Raw genomic sequence first — 17,032 nt, forward strand, 5'->3', positions numbered from 1 at the left:
AAATTAAATACACGATACAAGTGGGCGGACGACATCTGTTACATTAATGGTTAGAATAGTCCTAAAGTATCAAAACATTATTTCAAGTCCAAACTTTTCTGCATGAATTAATAGCCTAAAATGGTTTGTAAATATTAGGATAGCTATGGGGATTTATTGATCATCCACGGCCTGAGCAGGATATATTTAAAAAAACTAAATTGATTAAATCACCTTTGATGCATAAATTTGTTTAAAGCCACCGAAAAATTGCCTATATCGAATAAACCAGATGTAAAATGAAGTCCCATCAAAATTTAATTGAATTATCATGATTATTGGGAAAAGACTTAATCTTCGAACCTTCATTAGCTACAATGGCATTTTTAGCCCATGAAGACAGGCTCAGTAAAGAAACAGAAAGCAATCAGGTCGAAGCTATGCAGATCATCTATAGAGTTGAAGAAAACAATGGGCCTGGTCAAAGAATTTCGTAATATGATGAAAATAAAGCTGGCAATGAATTAAGCGGTTGGATTCAGGATGTTAAGAATTCTGTAATAACAGAACTAGGAACTTTTATTAAACCGATTACCTCCAGCTCCTTTTAAAAAACCGGTAGGGCCCAATCCGAATGCGCCACCGTCGCCTTCGCCTTTGGGACCTTGCGGTACAGCATAGTCTGCTGATGAACAGATTATCAAACAATTAGATAAGGCCATTATCTCAGCATCATTCGTTCAATCCTCAATGTCATTTATCGCTTTATATCCAAAACCAAGCAGCAACTGAAATAATTCATCTATTCCTCCATAGCCATACGGATCAGTCCATTTACCCTGGAGATATCTTCAGCAGCATTCCCCTTATTTCTCACCGAATGGTTGCGTTTACAGATTTTTCCCAGTTCGGAATCATCGTAAAACATTTCAGGCTCATCCTCATTGAATATCGCATGATGAACCAGAAAATTAGCGATTACCGGGATGTGTTCAGCTCTAAATGCCATATGCTCCAGATGCTTTTCAATCTCTTTCCTGATTTCCTGTTCCTCTCCCTTTGCCCCCACAACAAAAGGCAGCAGCACGAAAAACAACATAGCATCATCCTCTACGACTTCCACAATCTTTAAAAATTCCTGCCAGCTGAGCAGCGAAAGCATGAAATGCCCACCAGAATTGCCAATAAATACATCATTCAGAAAATACACCACCTCGAATGGATGAAATTCAACCACCAGCGTCACCTCTTCATTGATGACAAATGAAAACACCGTGCCATTCCAGGGGCTCACTTCTTCGCCATTTGCGTCCACATCCCCTGAAACTTCGGTAAACCATTCCTCAGATGGAATCTCGTAATTTTCAGCCACAAATTCGTCCAGCATCTGTTCAGCTTCCGGATCGGATGCGAAAGGAAAATTCATCAACAGCAAAATACAAACCTGCGGATCGGTTAATTTAAACTCCATGAGATCACTTATTATTTGGCAATTTAATTAAATTCTAGTATTCGAGCATATTAAACAGTATGGCCTCAGGTTCGCTTTCCCCATTAGGGAAGTGAAGAAAGATGTCAAAAATGGTTCTGCGGGAACCATGAAGAATGGCATGTGCCCCTTCCTCGGAAGGATTCACCAGGTGCAATAACTTTTCGTTCCCAACGATTTCTATTCTGGCATTCTCCATACCTGCCAGTTTTAATCCCCCCTTTATTGATGTAATCCTTCCACTCGTTGTATTGTTCAATGCTTTTTTCGGCGTAAAATAGCTCAGCTAGTAGTTAGACTTGCTTTTTTTAAAAGGAGCGCATGCGTATATTTGATCCAAAGATTTAGCATAACAAGAAAAAAAGCAAAATTATTTTTACAGTTAAGGACAGACCATCTGATCTGCCCTATCATCATTGCCTCATCGAAATATTATTGTTGAGCCAGACTTTCTGTAATGTTTTTTTTATGAAGGGTCACGCCAAGATGACTTTTTTCGATAGCCAAAACTTCATTAAAAGAGGCAATGGCCGACTCCATATGTTTTAAACCTAAATAACCCAGTCCTTGCATATACAAACAATGTATTTTATTACGTTTATCAAGATCATCTTCCCAAATGGTTAAATCCGGTAGCGATACGGCAAAATAATCGATGGTTACTTTATCATCTAAATGTTCCTTTGCATAATTGACCAATTTTTGGAAACGTAAATCCGCTTCCTGTTTTCTATTTAGCTGAAGTAGCGCCAGTCCCTGGTAGAAAATCTTATCTGGCTGCTGGTCGTTATAAAAGATTGCAGCAGCAGGTTCGCTTAATCCAGTTGCTGCTTTTTCCCAATTATTGCCGGCAGAGCTTAAATCATTCAATTTTTCAAACGCAACACCCAACCAATAAAATATATCATTTTCCTGTGCGCCGGTTAACTTCCCCTCTGCCAGGTTATGCGGATAATCTCGTGCGTCATTAAGGCATTTGATTCCTCCACTGCAATCCCCATCAGCAATGGCCTGTTTCGCCATTTCTACCAAGGCTGTCACATACTGGATGGCTACTTTCCCCTCACCACCTTCCCATGGATGGAAAACCCTATTCTCTAATAAATCAAGAGCTTGCTGATGTTTGCCCCTAAGATTCAAAAGGGTTACATATTCGAGGTAAACATCATCCCGCTGGCTCACGAGCCCCTTATTTTCTTCAAGGAAATTAAACCGGAAGCTAAGGTCTTTATTTAGCCGCTTATACAATTGATCTAGCTCCATCAAGATGCGGGCGTCACTTTTATCAAGCGAAAATGCCTTTTCCAATAAGGTTACCGCCTGCTCCTGTTTATCGGTTTTATTGTAATAGGCCAAAGCCAGGTTACGATAAACAGTTGGGAAGTTCGGGTCGATCACAATGGATTTCTCCCAACAGGTGATTGCCTCGTCATAGTGTTTAAAGGCATACCAGAAATTACCCAGATAATAAGGTGCCTTGGCATCGTTCAGGTTTTCCGCTATTGCATGGTTCAAGGCCAGAACCGCCTCTATCTGATTTGGAAAACAATACTTTGGATTGGCGGCAGCAGCTTTATAAGATGTGGTTTTCGCTAATTTTCCGTTACCGTTTTTACTGTAAAACCAGGCCAGATAATAGTAGGCCAATGGATAAACATCTTTCTGCAGTTCGATACCAGAATTTAAAAGCAAGATAGCTTCATTATATAAACCTGCACCTGCATAGTCAAGCGCATACTCAATATAATTGTGAATATTTTTTCGGATCAATGCATGTATTTCAGTTAAATCGTCTGGCTTTTCCGATAAAAGATATTTTTCGAAGCGGATACCAAAATTAAAGTGGTCGTTCACCAGATAAGCTTCCACGGCTGCTACAGCTTTTTCTGTTCTGCCCAGTTTACGTAAGATCATTACGTGTAAGTGCAGGGCCTTTTCGTCGTTGGTGTTTTTTGAAATGGCTTTTTCGACATGCGTTAAAGCACTTTCCAGATCACCTTTAATCACATCAAGCTTTGCGATATTAAAATAACCCTGGTTCTGCCAGGCAGCATTCCAGATCGATTTATAGAATGCATCGTAGGCTTCTTCCAATTTATCCTGAAACTTTAACGATAAACCCAGGTTAAAATAAGGTTCGCCCTCATAAGGATTCGGATTGCGTGCGGTAAGGGTTTTAATGGCCTTTTTAAAATAGGCTTCCGATTCGGAGAATTTGCCCCTGCGTAACTTTAAAAGTCCTACGGCATTATTGCATCTGATGTCGCCATCATCCCTTCTTAAAGCCTCGTTATAATAATCAAAAGGATTATAAATAGCATGACGGTATTGTTCCAGATGCAGTCCGGTCAAGAACAGTTGTTCATTGTTTTCGATGTCTGCAGGCGCCTTTGCAGGGCTTGCAGCTTCGGGGATATCGTTTTCATTTTCACCTTCCCATTTCCAATCCACTAGAACATAACCTTTTTCGTCCGTAACGGTGATCTGCAATTGTTCAGGATTTCCGTCAAAAGCAATTTCTTTTTCATAAGATACCGTCGGTGCTGCATCGTATTGATCGTTCAATAACTCGCGGTCACCATCTTTCAATACAATTTTAGTATGGGGATAAAGTCCCGTGGTATATACCTTAACAGTCAGTTTTCCTTCTACCTGTTCAATATTAAGCATGGCATTTTTGGTGGCATTTTTAACCACGCCCAAATCGCGGTATGGCATATAATACTGTACAAAATCTTTGTATTCGCCCGGCATGATCCACGAAAAATCGGGCTGATTATCGGTATAAACTCCACACATCAGTTCAATATATGGTCCATCTTCGTCGGTAAGATTGCGGTCCCAGGCCTGCCCGAAATCACCGTTGCCCCATGTCCATTGTTTTTTACCGGGAGAAATATGATGATTGGCGACGTGAAGCAATCCGCCTTTACTATCGTTCTCATATCCCCCCACAAAATTATATTTAGACGAAACCGCCATATAAGAGGTTGGAACAGGTATATTTTTATAACGCGAGATATCGGTACCCGGCGAATAATCTACTTTATAATAAGTTCCCTTTGCAATCGGGAAAGAAGAAACATCACGTTTTCCGTGGTCAAAAACCGCATTTACATCAGGCGGAAAAACAGACTGGTAATCGTCGTTAACTTTTACAGCAGGGTTTGCCCACCACAAAAATGTTTGTGGGAAAGGTGTTCTGTTATACAGTTGACCTTTGATTTCGAGATAGTTTTTATCGGGATACAGGGTAAAACCAATGGTTCCTTTTGTGCGGAACATCCTTTCTACTTCACTGCACCAAACCGTTGCACTGCCATCTTCATTTTCTTCAAATAAAGAGTCAACCGGATCGAAGGTAGAAGGGCGGTGGTGCTGCGGCCAGTTAAATTCGATACCACCGGAAATCCACGGACCGGTCAAACCGACTAAGGCCGGTTTGATCACCTGGTTATAATAGATGAAATGACGGTTTTTGGTCTTATCAAAAGCCATCTGTACCCTCCCGCCCAGTTCGGGCAGGATCATGATCTTTACAAAATCATTTTCCAGGTAAACAGCCTCATAGGATTTATCTATTTTCTCATCGGCAATTTTCTCGATCACAGGATAAGGATAAACGGCACCACTACTTCCCTGATACACTCTTTTTTCAATAAATACCGGATTCTTTTCCGGGAGGCCAACCTCATAGGTTGGGATAATAACAGCTTCTGTCCAAACTTTAACTTTCATATTCCGAATGAGTATTTTATATTTTGATAGGTCTTTTTAATAAGGAAATCTGATTACAGTAAACTTTAAGGTTAATGTCCGATCAAACTCGTTTCCAACTCTTCTAAAGTCTGCCCTTTGGTTTCTTTAACTTTGCGTTTTACAAAGAAGAAACCGGCCAAACAGATTACGGCATACAGGTAGAATGGTCCGAATGCACCGAGCCATTTCGCCAAAATCGGGAAGGTAAATACTAGAACGAAATAAGCACTCCAAAGGGCTACAATAGCTACGGACGAAGCTTTACCCCTAATACTATTGGGAAAAATTTCTGAAATGAGCACCCAGGTTACCGGGGCCAATGAAGTGGCATAAGTAGCGATGGCTAGCAACACGAAAACCGACACCAGGTTCGCCTGTGCGTTGCTCTGCAAAAGGAAAGCCAGGATGATATACAATATAGAAAGCCCTAAAGAACCGATGAGCATCAACGGCCTCCGCCCCAGTTTATCTACCTGCCACATCGCAATGATGGTAAATACGAGGTTCACGATGCCGATGGCAACTGTTTCGAAAAGCTGGCGGTCTAAATTGGCACCAACGGCTTCGAAAATCGTTGAGGTATAGTTAAACACTACATTAATACCGCATAACTGTTGAAAAACGGCTAAAGTGATACCCACTACTACCGCAGGACGGATGGCCTTTGCGAAAACAGCGCTGTAAGTCTGTTTTTCTCCCCCGCCGTCCATTGAGGTGCTAATTTTGGCAAAAGTCTGTTCTGCAAAATAAGAATTACCGATCTTGTTCAGTACTTTCTTGGCCTGATCTATCCTGCCGGCTTTGATCAGCCAACGTGGACTTTCAGGTAACCATAAAACACCTAATAAAAACAGTGCAGCAGGAACGGTTCCTAAACCGAACATCCAGCGCCAGGCATTTACCCCATAATCTGCCAGTTTATAATTGATCAAATTGGTAACTAAAATCCCAATTACCACGGTAAGCTGATTAATTGCTACATTCCTACCGCGTTTTTCGGGCGGAGAAACCTCGGCGATATACATAGGACTTAACATGGAAGCCATACCCACACCGACTCCTGCGGCAAAACGCATGAGGATAAAAACAGTAAGGTTGTGAGCGAGCGCCATTCCTATAGAGGATACAGCAAATATTAATGCAGCCAGCATTAATCCTGGCTTGCGGCCTTTGCTATCGGCAATATTTCCCGCCATTACACAACCAAGTATACAGCCCAATGCAAGAGATCCCGTAAGAAAACCTTCCCAATAGGCATTCAGTGCAAATTCGGTACGCAAAAAGGGTAAAGCACCTGATATTACAGCAAAATCGAAACCGAAAAGGTATCCGCCCAGTGCCGATATAAAAGATATCCCTAAAATATAAGTGTTATTGTAAGAAATAGTTTGATTATCCATTATAACTAGTATTTGGTTAGCAGATCCACAATAAAATCTGACTTTCAAAACTAGTTATCCAATATTAACAATCAAATAGCCTATCAAGGCAATTTAATGGATAATTAACGCAATCACATGGACAATACTATCCAGGTAAACAACCACAATCTTCAGGCCTTTCAAAAATAAAAATGAGTTTCCTTGAGTGCAACTGATTTCATAACCGCATAACCCCATTGCTTAAACGGGATTCCAATGAAAAAGCCGCAGAACCCACCAGGTCCTACGGCAATATGCGTAAATATAACCCATCATACAAGGGCTTAGAATATTTTTTTTATGGAGCTACAGGGCTTCCATCTTCAGAATCACACTAGTCCTACTTTGGTTTACATCAGGGTTAAACCCAATTTTCATCAGGAAATCCCCCGTATAGGTTTTGTTATTGTCTATTGATGATCTGGTGCCAGGATAAACGTTGATTTCGGAGATTTTATACTTTTTAGCAGCATCCAAACCATTAAATCTTATCGGCAGTTTACTTCCCTCCCCATAGCGGCTGTTTACAAGATAGTTGAACACGATACCTGTTTTTTTATCTTCGCTGAGGTACAACATCGAGGCCACACTGCTTTCCCGTGGGTTTGAAAGCCTATACTGATCGCCCTGCCAGATCACCGATTTAACATCATTGTATGTCTTAATGGCGTCCTGACAAAACTGAAGATCATTTGGAGATAAATGGCTAACCACAATATCGAAGCCCATTTTTCCCATCATGGCAACATCGGTACGGAACTTGATCGGCTGTTTACCCCAATCGGTGACATGGTTGGAACTCGAAATGGCTGGGTAGAAATAAGAATATTCCCATTGCATAAAAATACGCTCCAATGGATCAGTATTGTCGCTTGGCCAAAATTCGGTGAAGTATTGTAAAGCACCATAATCTACTCTACCGCCACCACCAGAGCATAACATCATCGGTACGGTTGGATATTTCTTTCTGATGCGTTCGAGCACTTTGTACAATCCGCGCACATATTCAATATAAAAATGTGATTGGTTTTTAAGGGTTGCCGAATGCGCATTATAAATTACCGCATTACAGTCCCATTTGATGTAAGCCAGTTCGGGGTTTTTGGTAAAAAGATCATTAACCACGCCGAAAACAAAATCCTGTACTTTCGGATTGGTTAAATCGAGTACCAATTGATTACGGAAATAAAACTCTTCCCTTTTTGCTTCTTTAACCACCCAATCAGGATGTTTTTCATAAAGTTCACTTTTAGGATTCACCATTTCAGGCTCGATCCAGATCCCGAATTTCACGTCGTTGTTTTTGGCCTCTTTAACCAGTGAGGCAATGCCGTTTGGCAATTTCTTTTTATTTTCGTCCCAATCGCCCAGGCCTGCAACATCGCCGTTCCGTGGATATTTGTTGGCAAACCAGCCATCATCCAATAAAAACATATCGACACCAAGTTTCTTGGTGTCTTTTATCAATCCGAATAGTTTGTTCTCGTCGAAATCAAAATAAGTGGCTTCCCAGTTGTTCAACAAAGTCAGGCGTGTGCCTTTGCCATCCAATAAGCGGTAATTACGTGCCCAGGTTTGCAGGTTTCTGCTTGCGGTACCTTTGCCGGTGCTGGATAAAGTGGTCAGGAAAGTCGGCGTGGTAAAAACCTCATTCGGTTTTAGGGTATACGCCGATGCGTAATTGTTGATACCTGAAATAATCCTCAGATTATCCAGGTGATCGAGTTCCAGATCGGTGCGGAAGTTACCACTATACGCCAGGGTGCCATAAAGCACAGTGCCTTCATTTTCTGTAGCAGGCTTATCCATCGATACCATAAAAACAGAAGGCTGGAACAGGTTGGCACGGGTACCGAGTTTCGAATCGAGTGTTTTTATCCCGTGCGTGATCTTCGTTTCTTCGGGCTGCATTTCTTTTGCCCAGTCGCCGTGGTACTGGGTAAGGAAAAAGGAACCTCCCCTTAAATAAAGATTTGCAGAAGCAAATTTGTGCAAGGTTACATTGCCCTTCTCATTATTTCTGATCTCGCTCCATTGTTCCACCACATTTTCGTTATAATAAACTTTATAGTAAAGGATAGTTTCGAGGTTATATGCAGGATCTTTTAACACAATACTGGTGATGGAAACATTATTGGATTCTTTTTTCACACTGTGGCTAACATAATGCAGATCGAGTGAATTGTTTCCATCTGCATGGGTAACGGTAATAGCCGGCTCAAATAAATTTCTTGATCCTGAAGTGCTATAGGCGGCATCATTAACCCCCGTATAATCACTCCCCTGCTTATATGCATTTGTAATGTTGGCGTAATCGCTTGGCTTAGCCAGCTTTTGCCCGTAATACACCATTTTAACGTTGGTTTTGATATCTGCCTGTAGAACAATGGCATTTTCTTTGGTTTCTATGGGTATAACCGTTTGCGATTTTACCTCGAGCAAGCATAACATTAGGCCTGAAAATAAAGTGACTGATAATTTCATATAATATAGGTTCTCTGAATAAACGATCTGTAATTAAGGGTGGATAACAATGGCAAAACCTCCACCCTTCGCCATATTGATGGGCAAAACCGTTTTCTGGTTCACAACAATGGTTTTGTAGCTATATGCGGTTGCATCGGTATTGGCATTTGGTGCATCGCTATAAATTTCTGCCTGGTATTGCTGTCCTGGCTGGAGAAAAGAAAAATCTACGTTAACTTTATGTTCATTCCAATTACCCATACCGCCAACGAACCAGGTGTTGCCTTTTCTTTTGGCCATCACCACCTGCTCGCCAAGCTTGGCCGACAGGGCTTTTTCTTCATCGTAAACGGTTGGCACTGCCGATAAAAACCGCATAATTGTATCTTCTTTCATATAAGCAATTGGCGAATCGGACAACATGGCTAACGGCTGGTCGTAGATGACGTACATGGCCAATTCATGGCACCTGGTCCCCTGAGCTGAAGGTAATCCGGGATCAATCGGTTTAAAAGTTGCTTTGGTTTTATTGCGCATTGCACCCGGGGTATAATCAAACGGACCAGCCAGCATACGGATAAAAGGTATTAACACATGTAAATCTGGGTTGATACTATAATCCCACTTATCGGATTCAGCTCCCCTAACGGCTTCATAGTTTACAATGTTTGGATAGGTTTTTTCAAGCCCTGTAGGTTTGCTACAGCCATGGAAATTGATCATCAGTTTTCTTTTTGCCGCAGCTTTTGCAATGGTCTCAAACCATTTAATGGCCTCCTGGTCATCACGATCAATAAAGTCTACTTTTAATCCTGCAGCACCTAAAGATTGAATAAAATCAAGATTTCTATCCAGATCTTTAAGCAAGGTAGTGGCTACACACCACAAAAACACACCTACATTTTTTGACTTCGCATTGGCGATCACGGCCCTGATATCGTTCTTTGGGTTGATTTTCGTGAGATCATAATTGTTAGACCAGCCCGCATCGACCATTAGATATTCGAGTTTATACCTGGCGGCAAAATCAACGTAATAATTATACAGCGCGGTATTGCGGTTATCCATTCCGGATGGGATCGGAGCACCGGGCAATAAAGCATCATGCCACCATTCCCATGCTGCTTTTCCGGGTTTGATCCAGTTTTTATCTTTAATTTTTGATGGCGTAGCCAATTCTTTAACGAGGTGATTGGTCAACAATTGTTTATCATCTGTAGCAATGATGGCTACGCGCCATGGATAACTTCGCGCTCCTGATGTTTTTGCAATAAAAGGAGAACGTTGTTTCACTACCGAAACGAAATTGCCCCAACTTCCGGGCACGGCAAGTGATGGTAATTGTGCCCATTCGCCAACAAAACCCACTTTTTCCTTTTTAACGTACATACCTGGGTAATCGAAAAGATCAGATTCGGCAACAATTACTTTTGTACCATCTTTATAAGCAAAAAGTGCAGGCGTGGTAGCCCTTTTCCCTACCGTGACTGCTTCTACAGCATCTGTTTTAACATAAACCCCTTCCCAGGTCGTGTAATTATCGGTTTCTTGCAATATGGCTGCCGCACTTGGTTTAACATTAAAGGTTGCCGTTTCGTTGATAACCTTCACCGAATCTTTTAAATGAGTGATGAAACGGTAAGCAAAACCTTCATTATATAACCTGAAAACCACATCATAACGTTTGCCAAAACTTAAAATCAAGGCATTGTAGCGTGGTGTTTTCTGGCTCGAGGTTTTATCCGGAACATCACCGCCACCGAGGTTCTCGTTATCCATTTCCATACCGATGGGCGAAAATGCAATAATTTCCTTTTGCTTTAGCGTAACTGAATAGCCCAAAGTTTTACCTGTGGCAATGATTACATCAATGTTCCCATCTGGCGAAGCCAGGTTATAATTTTTCTGTGCAAAAGTTAGCTGAGCAATCAAAAAAAGCATTAAAAAAGTAGGCAAAAAATGTTTCATCATCATAACGTATCGAATTTGTAAATAATTTTCTGTTGGTAAACAGCGCCCTTTTCTAATGCCACTTCTGGCGCAATTTTCTGGTTTGGAGCATCAGGATAATGTTGACATTCCAGGCATACTCCATTAAATGCGGCATAGGGCCTGCCATGATGGCCCAGGCCTGTGGTGTCCAAAAAATCGCCGGTATAAAGCAATACGCCAGGGCTATCTGTAAATACCTTCAACCGACGGCCCGATGTGGGATGTAATAGCTCAGCTGCTAAAACAAGTGCGGTTGATGTGTTTTTCGCAAGCAGGTAATAATTGTTCAGTCCTTTGTTTAGACCAATCACATCTGCTAGCTGCTGTCCGTTAAATGTGTTGGTTAAAGTTGGTATAATCTTTCCGGTAGGGAGATAATCCTTGTCCATTTCCAACATTTCTTCAGATGGGATGCTTAAGCAATGATCAAAAATATCAGCCTGCCTTCCGCTTAAATTGAAATAGGCATGGTTGGTAAAACTTACAATCGTTTTTTGGTTCGACTGGGCCTGATAGTTGATCAAAACTTCGTAGTTATCGGTCAGCTCGTAAGTTACCGAGCAATGCATGTCGCCTGGGAAACCGCCTTCACCTTCGTGGCTGTACAGCGTAAAAACTACCTTGTTGTCTTCTGTATGGTAATTAAATACCTTGTTGCTAAAACCAAAAGCCCCACTGTGGTTAGTGTGCAGTCCATCGTTGGTGTGCAAATGAAAGATTTTGCCATCAAGCATAAATTTTCCATTTGCAATGCGGTTTGCAAAGCGACCAATGGTTGCCCCCAGGTAATTCTGATCATCAAAATAATCTTCTAGGTGAGCAAAACCGAGTATCACGTCAGCAAGCAAGCCATTTTTGTCAGGTACCATCACCGACACCAATGTAGCGCCATAATTGGTCAATGAAATAGATGCGCCGTGCTTATTGGTTATTTTAATAAGCTTAACTTCATCTACCGGATTGCTTAAACTATCTTCTGTTGTATTGGTAATGTTCATTATATGTTTTTGGTAGAGTTGAGTAACAAAATCACCTCTTTACTTAGCTTGCTTTTTTAAAGAAACTACGTTGATCAGTTTCCCGTTTACTTTAACTTTCACGTGGCTTCCTGTGGGTGAAAAAATCTGATAATTGGTTACTAAACCATTTTTCCAGTTTAAATTCACCGTGTAATTCCCCCTGGCTTTTAAGCCTTTTACATTTCCATATTTTTTCCATGCATCGGGTATAGCAGGCAATAAACTGATGTAGCCTTCGTGGCTCTGGATCAGCATTTCGGCAATACCTGCAGTAGCCCCAAAATTCCCGTCGATCTGGAATGGAGGACCGGCAGAGAGTAGGTTATCATACACGCCCCCACCGGCGCCATAATTGATATCGGTGCGCTGGGTGGGTTTTAGCAGTTCCCTAAAAAGTTTAAAAGCCCTGTTGCCATCTCTTAACCTGGCCCAAAACAAGAGTTTATAAGCGATTGACCAGCTCGGCCCATCATCACCGCGTACATTCAAAGTCTTTTTTGAGGCTTCGGCAAGATCTGGTGTACCATCTACAGTGATCAATGAAGCAGGATAAACTCCATACAGATGCGAAATATGGCGATGCTGGGGATCAGTTTCTTTGTAATCTTCAACCCATTCCATGATCCGGCCATCTTTAGAAATTCTGCCCGCTGGCGGAAGTTTATTTAGTTTTTGCTGTAGAGATGTTCTTAACGAATCGTCTTTACCAAGCGTTTTAGCCGCGTAAATTACATTCTGAAAGAGTTCTCTCACAATCTGGTTATCAATGGTTGGCCCTATGGTTACATTGGCCGCTTTTCCATTAGGCATATAAAAGCTGTTTTCTGGCGATACGGATGGTGCAGTCATCATCCAACCCGTTTTTGGGTCAGCAACCAGCACACTGCTGTAAAACTGCGCTGAGCCTTTAATAATGGGGTATATTTTCTTTAGATAATTTAAATCTTTCGTAAAGGCATAATGATCCCAAAGGTTATTACAAAGCCAGCCCGAGCCTGCATTGGCAACACCCCATGAAGCACTTTCGCCAGGTTCGGTAAATCCCCAGATATTGGTAATTACATGTGCAATCCAACCATCTGCATTGTAATAAGCTTTGGCTGTTTTTTGTCCGTTAGGTACCATATTGGCTACCAGATCGGCCAGTGGAAGGTTGAGCTCTGAGAGGTTTACTACTTCTAATGGCCAGTGGTTCATTTGAACGTTCACATCTAAATGGTAATCACCATTCCAGGGGGTATGGATCTGGTTGGCCCAAAGTCCCTGTAAATTTGGCGGCAAAAGCCCTACACGCGTACTCGAAATACTCAGGTATCTGCCATATTGAAAAAACAAGGCTGGTAACTGTAAATCCAATTCGGGGTTTTTATAATATAGGCTTAAGCGTTTATCGGTGCTGAGCTGACTGTTTTCTCCCGTTCCCATATCAATATCCAACCTGTTGAACATCTTCTGGAAAACCTGCTGGTGTTTTAACTTTTCGGCAGCATAATTCTGTTTAATGGCTTTATCCAATAAAAGCGTTACATTTTGCCTAAACTGCGCGTCTTTATAACTGGTTTTGGTAGATACATAAATGGTGAGCACATTGGCTTTTGTCACCTCAAGCGAGTTGCCATTCTGACTTATTTTACCCCCCGAAACTACCGGAGCCAATAAGGTAAGGTACTGCATTCCCTTTCCATCAATGCCATTATCCAGCTGACCAGAAAGTTCAATCCTGTTTGCTTTAACTTCGCTGATACTACGTTCAGGGCGGCTAAGCGATAATTTGCAGTTAATCTGCCCAGCTTGATCGGCCGTGATCCTGATCATGGCCACATCACCGCTAAAACTGGTAAAGTATTCTCTTTTAAAATTCACTTTATTCAGAGTAAAATCTGTAGTGGCAATGGCATTGTTAAGCAAAAGCTCTCTTTTGTATGCTGTCGGCAACCTATCGTTTCCTTCGTATTGGTATTGGATATTTAAGTCGCCAAGCATCTGAAAACAGCCCCAATTGGCTCCACCAGATCCTTTTCCTTTACATACAAAATTTTGATTGACGAGGTTTTGGGCTTCATCGTTTTTACCTGCCAAAATCAGGCTTCTAATTTCTGGTAGGTTTTTATAGGCTTCATAGTTGTTGGCATCCTGTGGTGCGCCAGACCAAAGGGTAATATCGTTCAGTACAATCTGCTCGTTGTTTATTCCGCCATCGGGCATCATGCCCAAGCGGCCATTACCCAAAGGCAATGTTTCTTCCCAACGGCTTGCAGGTTTATCATACCACAGTTTAAAAGGTTTTGTTTGTGCAACGCTTCTTGATAAACCAAAAAGCAAAATAAGGATCGTATAGATAAATCTTTTCATTTGAAGCAAGTAGGCAATTGGGATCGGATTTTAAGCTACGCCACCTTATTGATCATTTTAAAAGTGGCGTAACAACTGAATTAGTTACGTTTATAAAAGGTGAGTTCACTAAAGTGGAGATAACCTTCGTTGCCCCAAGTTTCGAGCACCTTAATGCGGATGTACCTGTATTTCGGAATCGCTGTAGGGAAAACAAATTTCTCACCTGCCTGGGCAAATGCTTTATCCTGATCGGTATTTTGACCTTTAGGCAACCCTGACGGCTTAAATGAAGTAAAAGTCTGGAGTTTTGTCCAACTGTCCCAGGTGCCATTCGAATTAGGATTATTGCTGACCCAAACTTCAAAAACCTTAATGTTGCCTACACTATATAAAGCACTTTCGCGCTGCCAAAGCCTAAAGTTATCCAACTGCACCTGCTCGCCGATGTCGAAGCTAAACCATTGTGGCATGCCTGATCCCCCAGTGTGGAAACCTTGGTCCTGCCCCTTAATATTATCCCAAACATGAGGCAATATCCAACCATACTCTGATGCGATATCTGTTGGGAGATTTAATTCCTTAAATAGTGATTTATCGCACTCAGTAACTTTAATAATCGTAGGAAAATCAGAAAACTGTGCGGCATTAAAAGCATCAATGGAACTTGCTTCGGGATAATAAGAAGACCGATATTGAATGGTTGTGCCGGTTTTATAATTTGGAATCACCATAGAATTGTCATCTGCCAGCAACTGCATTTCTTCTACTGCACCAAGAATATTGGTGTAGCGGATGGTGGTGGCTACATTCATGGCGTCTCTTTTATTAAAGTTTAACTTCAGGGTTCCATCCGGCTGGAACACATAAGGTTCGATAGTGTTTACTCCCCTGTTTAATAATGTGGCAGTATAAGCTGCGCCATATACCCTTACATTGTTGATTTCGGTTGCAATGGATTTATTGCCATCGCTATCGTAGGAAACCACCGAAAAGGTGTACACATATTCATCAAGGTTGGGGATAATTACCTTCACTAAATCACGGGGATTGTGTGTAGTAGCCTGCACTTCCAATTTATTGGCACCGTTGTTCCAGGTAATGATGTATTTGGTAATGCTTGGATCGGGGCTTGGATTCCATACCAGTTGTGCCCGCAGGTTACCTGTATTATAACCTGCTGTGCCAATTTTACCGGAATATTTGATCTCTTTATTATCCAGAAAAGCCTTATAATCATCATCGTACTTTTTACAGCCAAAGAAAACAATGGACATGAAGCAGATGAAAGTGATATTAAATGTAGTTTTCATGATCTATTTCTTATATATACTGATTATTACTGAACACTTCCGTACAGATTGATTTCCGTGGCATTTACATAATCCAACCCACCCCAGGTTTGGGTACACTCATATCTGATGTAACGCACTTGCTGGGCTGCACGAGGCATCCTGAAATTGACGCCCTTGGCTACAAAATCCTTATCGGCAGCATTGGCCTGGTTGGGCGCTAAACCTGATGGCGGATTCGGGAAAACAAAATTACCAAGGTTAACCCAGTCACCTGCAACAGTTCCCTCGGCCGAATTGCTAGGCAAGGTTACATCAACAGGATTGGTTTTATTTGAGCCCCAAAGAGTAAACTTGCGGGTGTTTTGATAGCCATAAAAATCAGATGGTCTCTGCCAGATTACAAAGCGGCTTATTTTTGCCGATACACCAAGGCCAAAAGTACCTATGCTTTTAGGCGAACTTAAAGTATGCCATCCCGGATCGCCGAGGTTACCATCAAAGAAATAGCGGAATTCCCAACCATACCCAATTGTGGCATCACTTGGTAAACGATACGTAGACATTTTGCTCTTATCCAACAAGGTTTCGAATAATGGTGTAACTGTTTTGATCACCGTGTCGGAAGTATTGCCAAAACGGTCCTTGGTATATACCCCCACTTTGTAGGGAACCGGATTAAGGTTCCTGATGGATACATCAATGGTATCTGAACTTACATATTCGGGTTCCTGTTCGTCAAACGTTTTTGTTTTATCGTTAAACACCAAAAGGTGAACGGAAAGCGATGCCCTGTTTTTGTTCAGTCCGAAGAAATTGGCTCCTCCAAAGTCGGCTGTAATGTTAAAGCCGGTATTCACGGCAATATAATTCGGGGTTTTAGGGTGCACTTTGACCACAACCGGATCAGACATTACATTGGCGCGGCTTACCGCATATAGTGTAACCTCGTAATCTTTTTCCTTTGCAAACCCATCTACCATAACCGTATCGGTATAATAGCTGGATTTGGTTTCTCTTACACGGTTATCGTTAATAGAATAACGTGCCAACACGTATAAAAGGTTTTTCGAATTGGGTAGAGTATAGGTAATCCTGGCAGCACCGTCAATGTTCTCAACTTTGGCATTGCTTACCGGCCCTGGTTTTGTCATATCGTCAGAAACGGCTTCGAAACCATTTTCTGCTGTTTTACAAGAAGCAAAAAACATAGTGACCAAGGCTGTTGCCAACATCAAAAACACGAGGCTTTTTCTGTAATTAATTTTTTTCATAATCTATAAT

Annotated in this window: 11 protein-coding genes; 1 reads left to right on the plus strand and 10 read right to left on the minus strand. The window is 41.6% G+C overall.

Annotation, left to right across the window (positions count from 1 at the left end):
• Nucleotides 1-317 precede the first annotated feature (317 nt).
• Nucleotides 318-476 (plus strand): hypothetical protein, encoded by a 159-nt coding sequence (locus tag EYS08_RS25820; protein ID WP_165456502.1) that lies wholly within the window; start codon nucleotides 318-320, stop codon nucleotides 474-476.
• 305 nt (nucleotides 477-781) lie between these two features.
• Here EYS08_RS25820 and EYS08_RS18125 read toward each other — a convergent pair whose 3' ends face one another.
• From EYS08_RS18125 to EYS08_RS18170, 10 genes are all read right to left on the minus strand, one after another.
• A complete protein-coding gene (locus EYS08_RS18125; protein ID WP_131031435.1) occupies nucleotides 782-1,450 on the minus strand; it encodes an Imm19 family immunity protein in 669 nt (222 codons plus the stop codon).
• Nucleotides 1,451-1,484: 34 nt separating this feature from the next.
• On the minus strand, nucleotides 1,485-1,727 hold the full coding sequence (locus tag EYS08_RS18130; protein ID WP_131031436.1) for a hypothetical protein: 243 nt from the start codon (nucleotides 1,725-1,727) through the stop codon (nucleotides 1,485-1,487).
• A gap of 173 nt (nucleotides 1,728-1,900) precedes the next feature.
• Nucleotides 1,901-5,206 (minus strand): DUF5107 domain-containing protein, encoded by a 3,306-nt coding sequence (locus EYS08_RS18135; RefSeq protein WP_131031437.1) that lies wholly within the window; start codon nucleotides 5,204-5,206, stop codon nucleotides 1,901-1,903.
• Nucleotides 5,207-5,277: 71 nt separating this feature from the next.
• Nucleotides 5,278-6,627 (minus strand): sugar porter family MFS transporter, encoded by a 1,350-nt coding sequence (locus tag EYS08_RS18140; protein WP_131031438.1) that lies wholly within the window; start codon nucleotides 6,625-6,627, stop codon nucleotides 5,278-5,280.
• Between the two features lie 327 nt (nucleotides 6,628-6,954).
• Nucleotides 6,955-9,132 carry an alpha-galactosidase gene (locus EYS08_RS18145; protein WP_131031439.1) on the minus strand — a complete coding sequence of 726 codons (2,178 nt, stop codon included), beginning with the start codon at nucleotides 9,130-9,132 and terminating at the stop codon, nucleotides 6,955-6,957.
• Nucleotides 9,133-9,165: 33 nt separating this feature from the next.
• Complete coding sequence (locus EYS08_RS18150; protein WP_131031440.1) at nucleotides 9,166-11,088, minus strand: glycoside hydrolase family 97 protein; 1,923 nt, start codon at nucleotides 11,086-11,088, stop codon at nucleotides 9,166-9,168.
• Nucleotides 11,085-12,104 carry an aldose epimerase family protein gene (locus EYS08_RS18155; RefSeq protein WP_131031441.1) on the minus strand — a complete coding sequence of 340 codons (1,020 nt, stop codon included), beginning with the start codon at nucleotides 12,102-12,104 and terminating at the stop codon, nucleotides 11,085-11,087. Before EYS08_RS18155 ends, EYS08_RS18150 begins: the two co-directional genes overlap by 4 nt.
• Nucleotides 12,105-12,143: 39 nt before the next feature.
• Nucleotides 12,144-14,477 carry a glycoside hydrolase family 95 protein gene (locus EYS08_RS18160; RefSeq protein WP_131031442.1) on the minus strand — a complete coding sequence of 778 codons (2,334 nt, stop codon included), beginning with the start codon at nucleotides 14,475-14,477 and terminating at the stop codon, nucleotides 12,144-12,146.
• Between the two features lie 80 nt (nucleotides 14,478-14,557).
• A complete protein-coding gene (locus tag EYS08_RS18165) occupies nucleotides 14,558-15,769 on the minus strand; it encodes a DUF4998 domain-containing protein (RefSeq protein ID WP_131031443.1) in 1,212 nt (403 codons plus the stop codon).
• Nucleotides 15,770-15,795: 26 nt separating this feature from the next.
• A complete protein-coding gene (locus EYS08_RS18170; protein WP_131031444.1) occupies nucleotides 15,796-17,022 on the minus strand; it encodes a DUF4959 domain-containing protein in 1,227 nt (408 codons plus the stop codon).
• Nucleotides 17,023-17,032: the final 10 nt, after the last annotated feature.

This window comes from Pedobacter kyonggii, assembly GCF_004310665.1.
GTDB classification, from domain to species: domain Bacteria; phylum Bacteroidota; class Bacteroidia; order Sphingobacteriales; family Sphingobacteriaceae; genus Pedobacter; species Pedobacter kyonggii.

What these genes read in the sequence shown, in the direction of transcription:
- EYS08_RS18125 (WP_131031435.1), bottom strand. Translation starts at nt 1,450, where the DNA reads ATGGAGTTTAAATTAACCGATCCGCAGGTTTGTATTTTGCTGTTGATG.
- EYS08_RS18135 (WP_131031437.1), bottom strand. Translation starts at nt 5,206, where the DNA reads ATGAAAGTTAAAGTTTGGACAGAAGCTGTTATTATCCCAACCTATGAG.
- EYS08_RS18140 (WP_131031438.1), bottom strand. Translation starts at nt 6,627, where the DNA reads ATGGATAATCAAACTATTTCTTACAATAACACTTATATTTTAGGGATA.
- EYS08_RS18145 (WP_131031439.1), bottom strand. Translation starts at nt 9,132, where the DNA reads ATGAAATTATCAGTCACTTTATTTTCAGGCCTAATGTTATGCTTGCTC.
- EYS08_RS18150 (WP_131031440.1), bottom strand. Translation starts at nt 11,088, where the DNA reads ATGATGATGAAACATTTTTTGCCTACTTTTTTAATGCTTTTTTTGATT.
- EYS08_RS18155 (WP_131031441.1), bottom strand. Translation starts at nt 12,104, where the DNA reads ATGAACATTACCAATACAACAGAAGATAGTTTAAGCAATCCGGTAGAT.
- EYS08_RS18160 (WP_131031442.1), bottom strand. Translation starts at nt 14,477, where the DNA reads ATGAAAAGATTTATCTATACGATCCTTATTTTGCTTTTTGGTTTATCA.
- EYS08_RS18165 (WP_131031443.1), bottom strand. Translation starts at nt 15,769, where the DNA reads ATGAAAACTACATTTAATATCACTTTCATCTGCTTCATGTCCATTGTT.
- EYS08_RS18170 (WP_131031444.1), bottom strand. Translation starts at nt 17,022, where the DNA reads ATGAAAAAAATTAATTACAGAAAAAGCCTCGTGTTTTTGATGTTGGCA.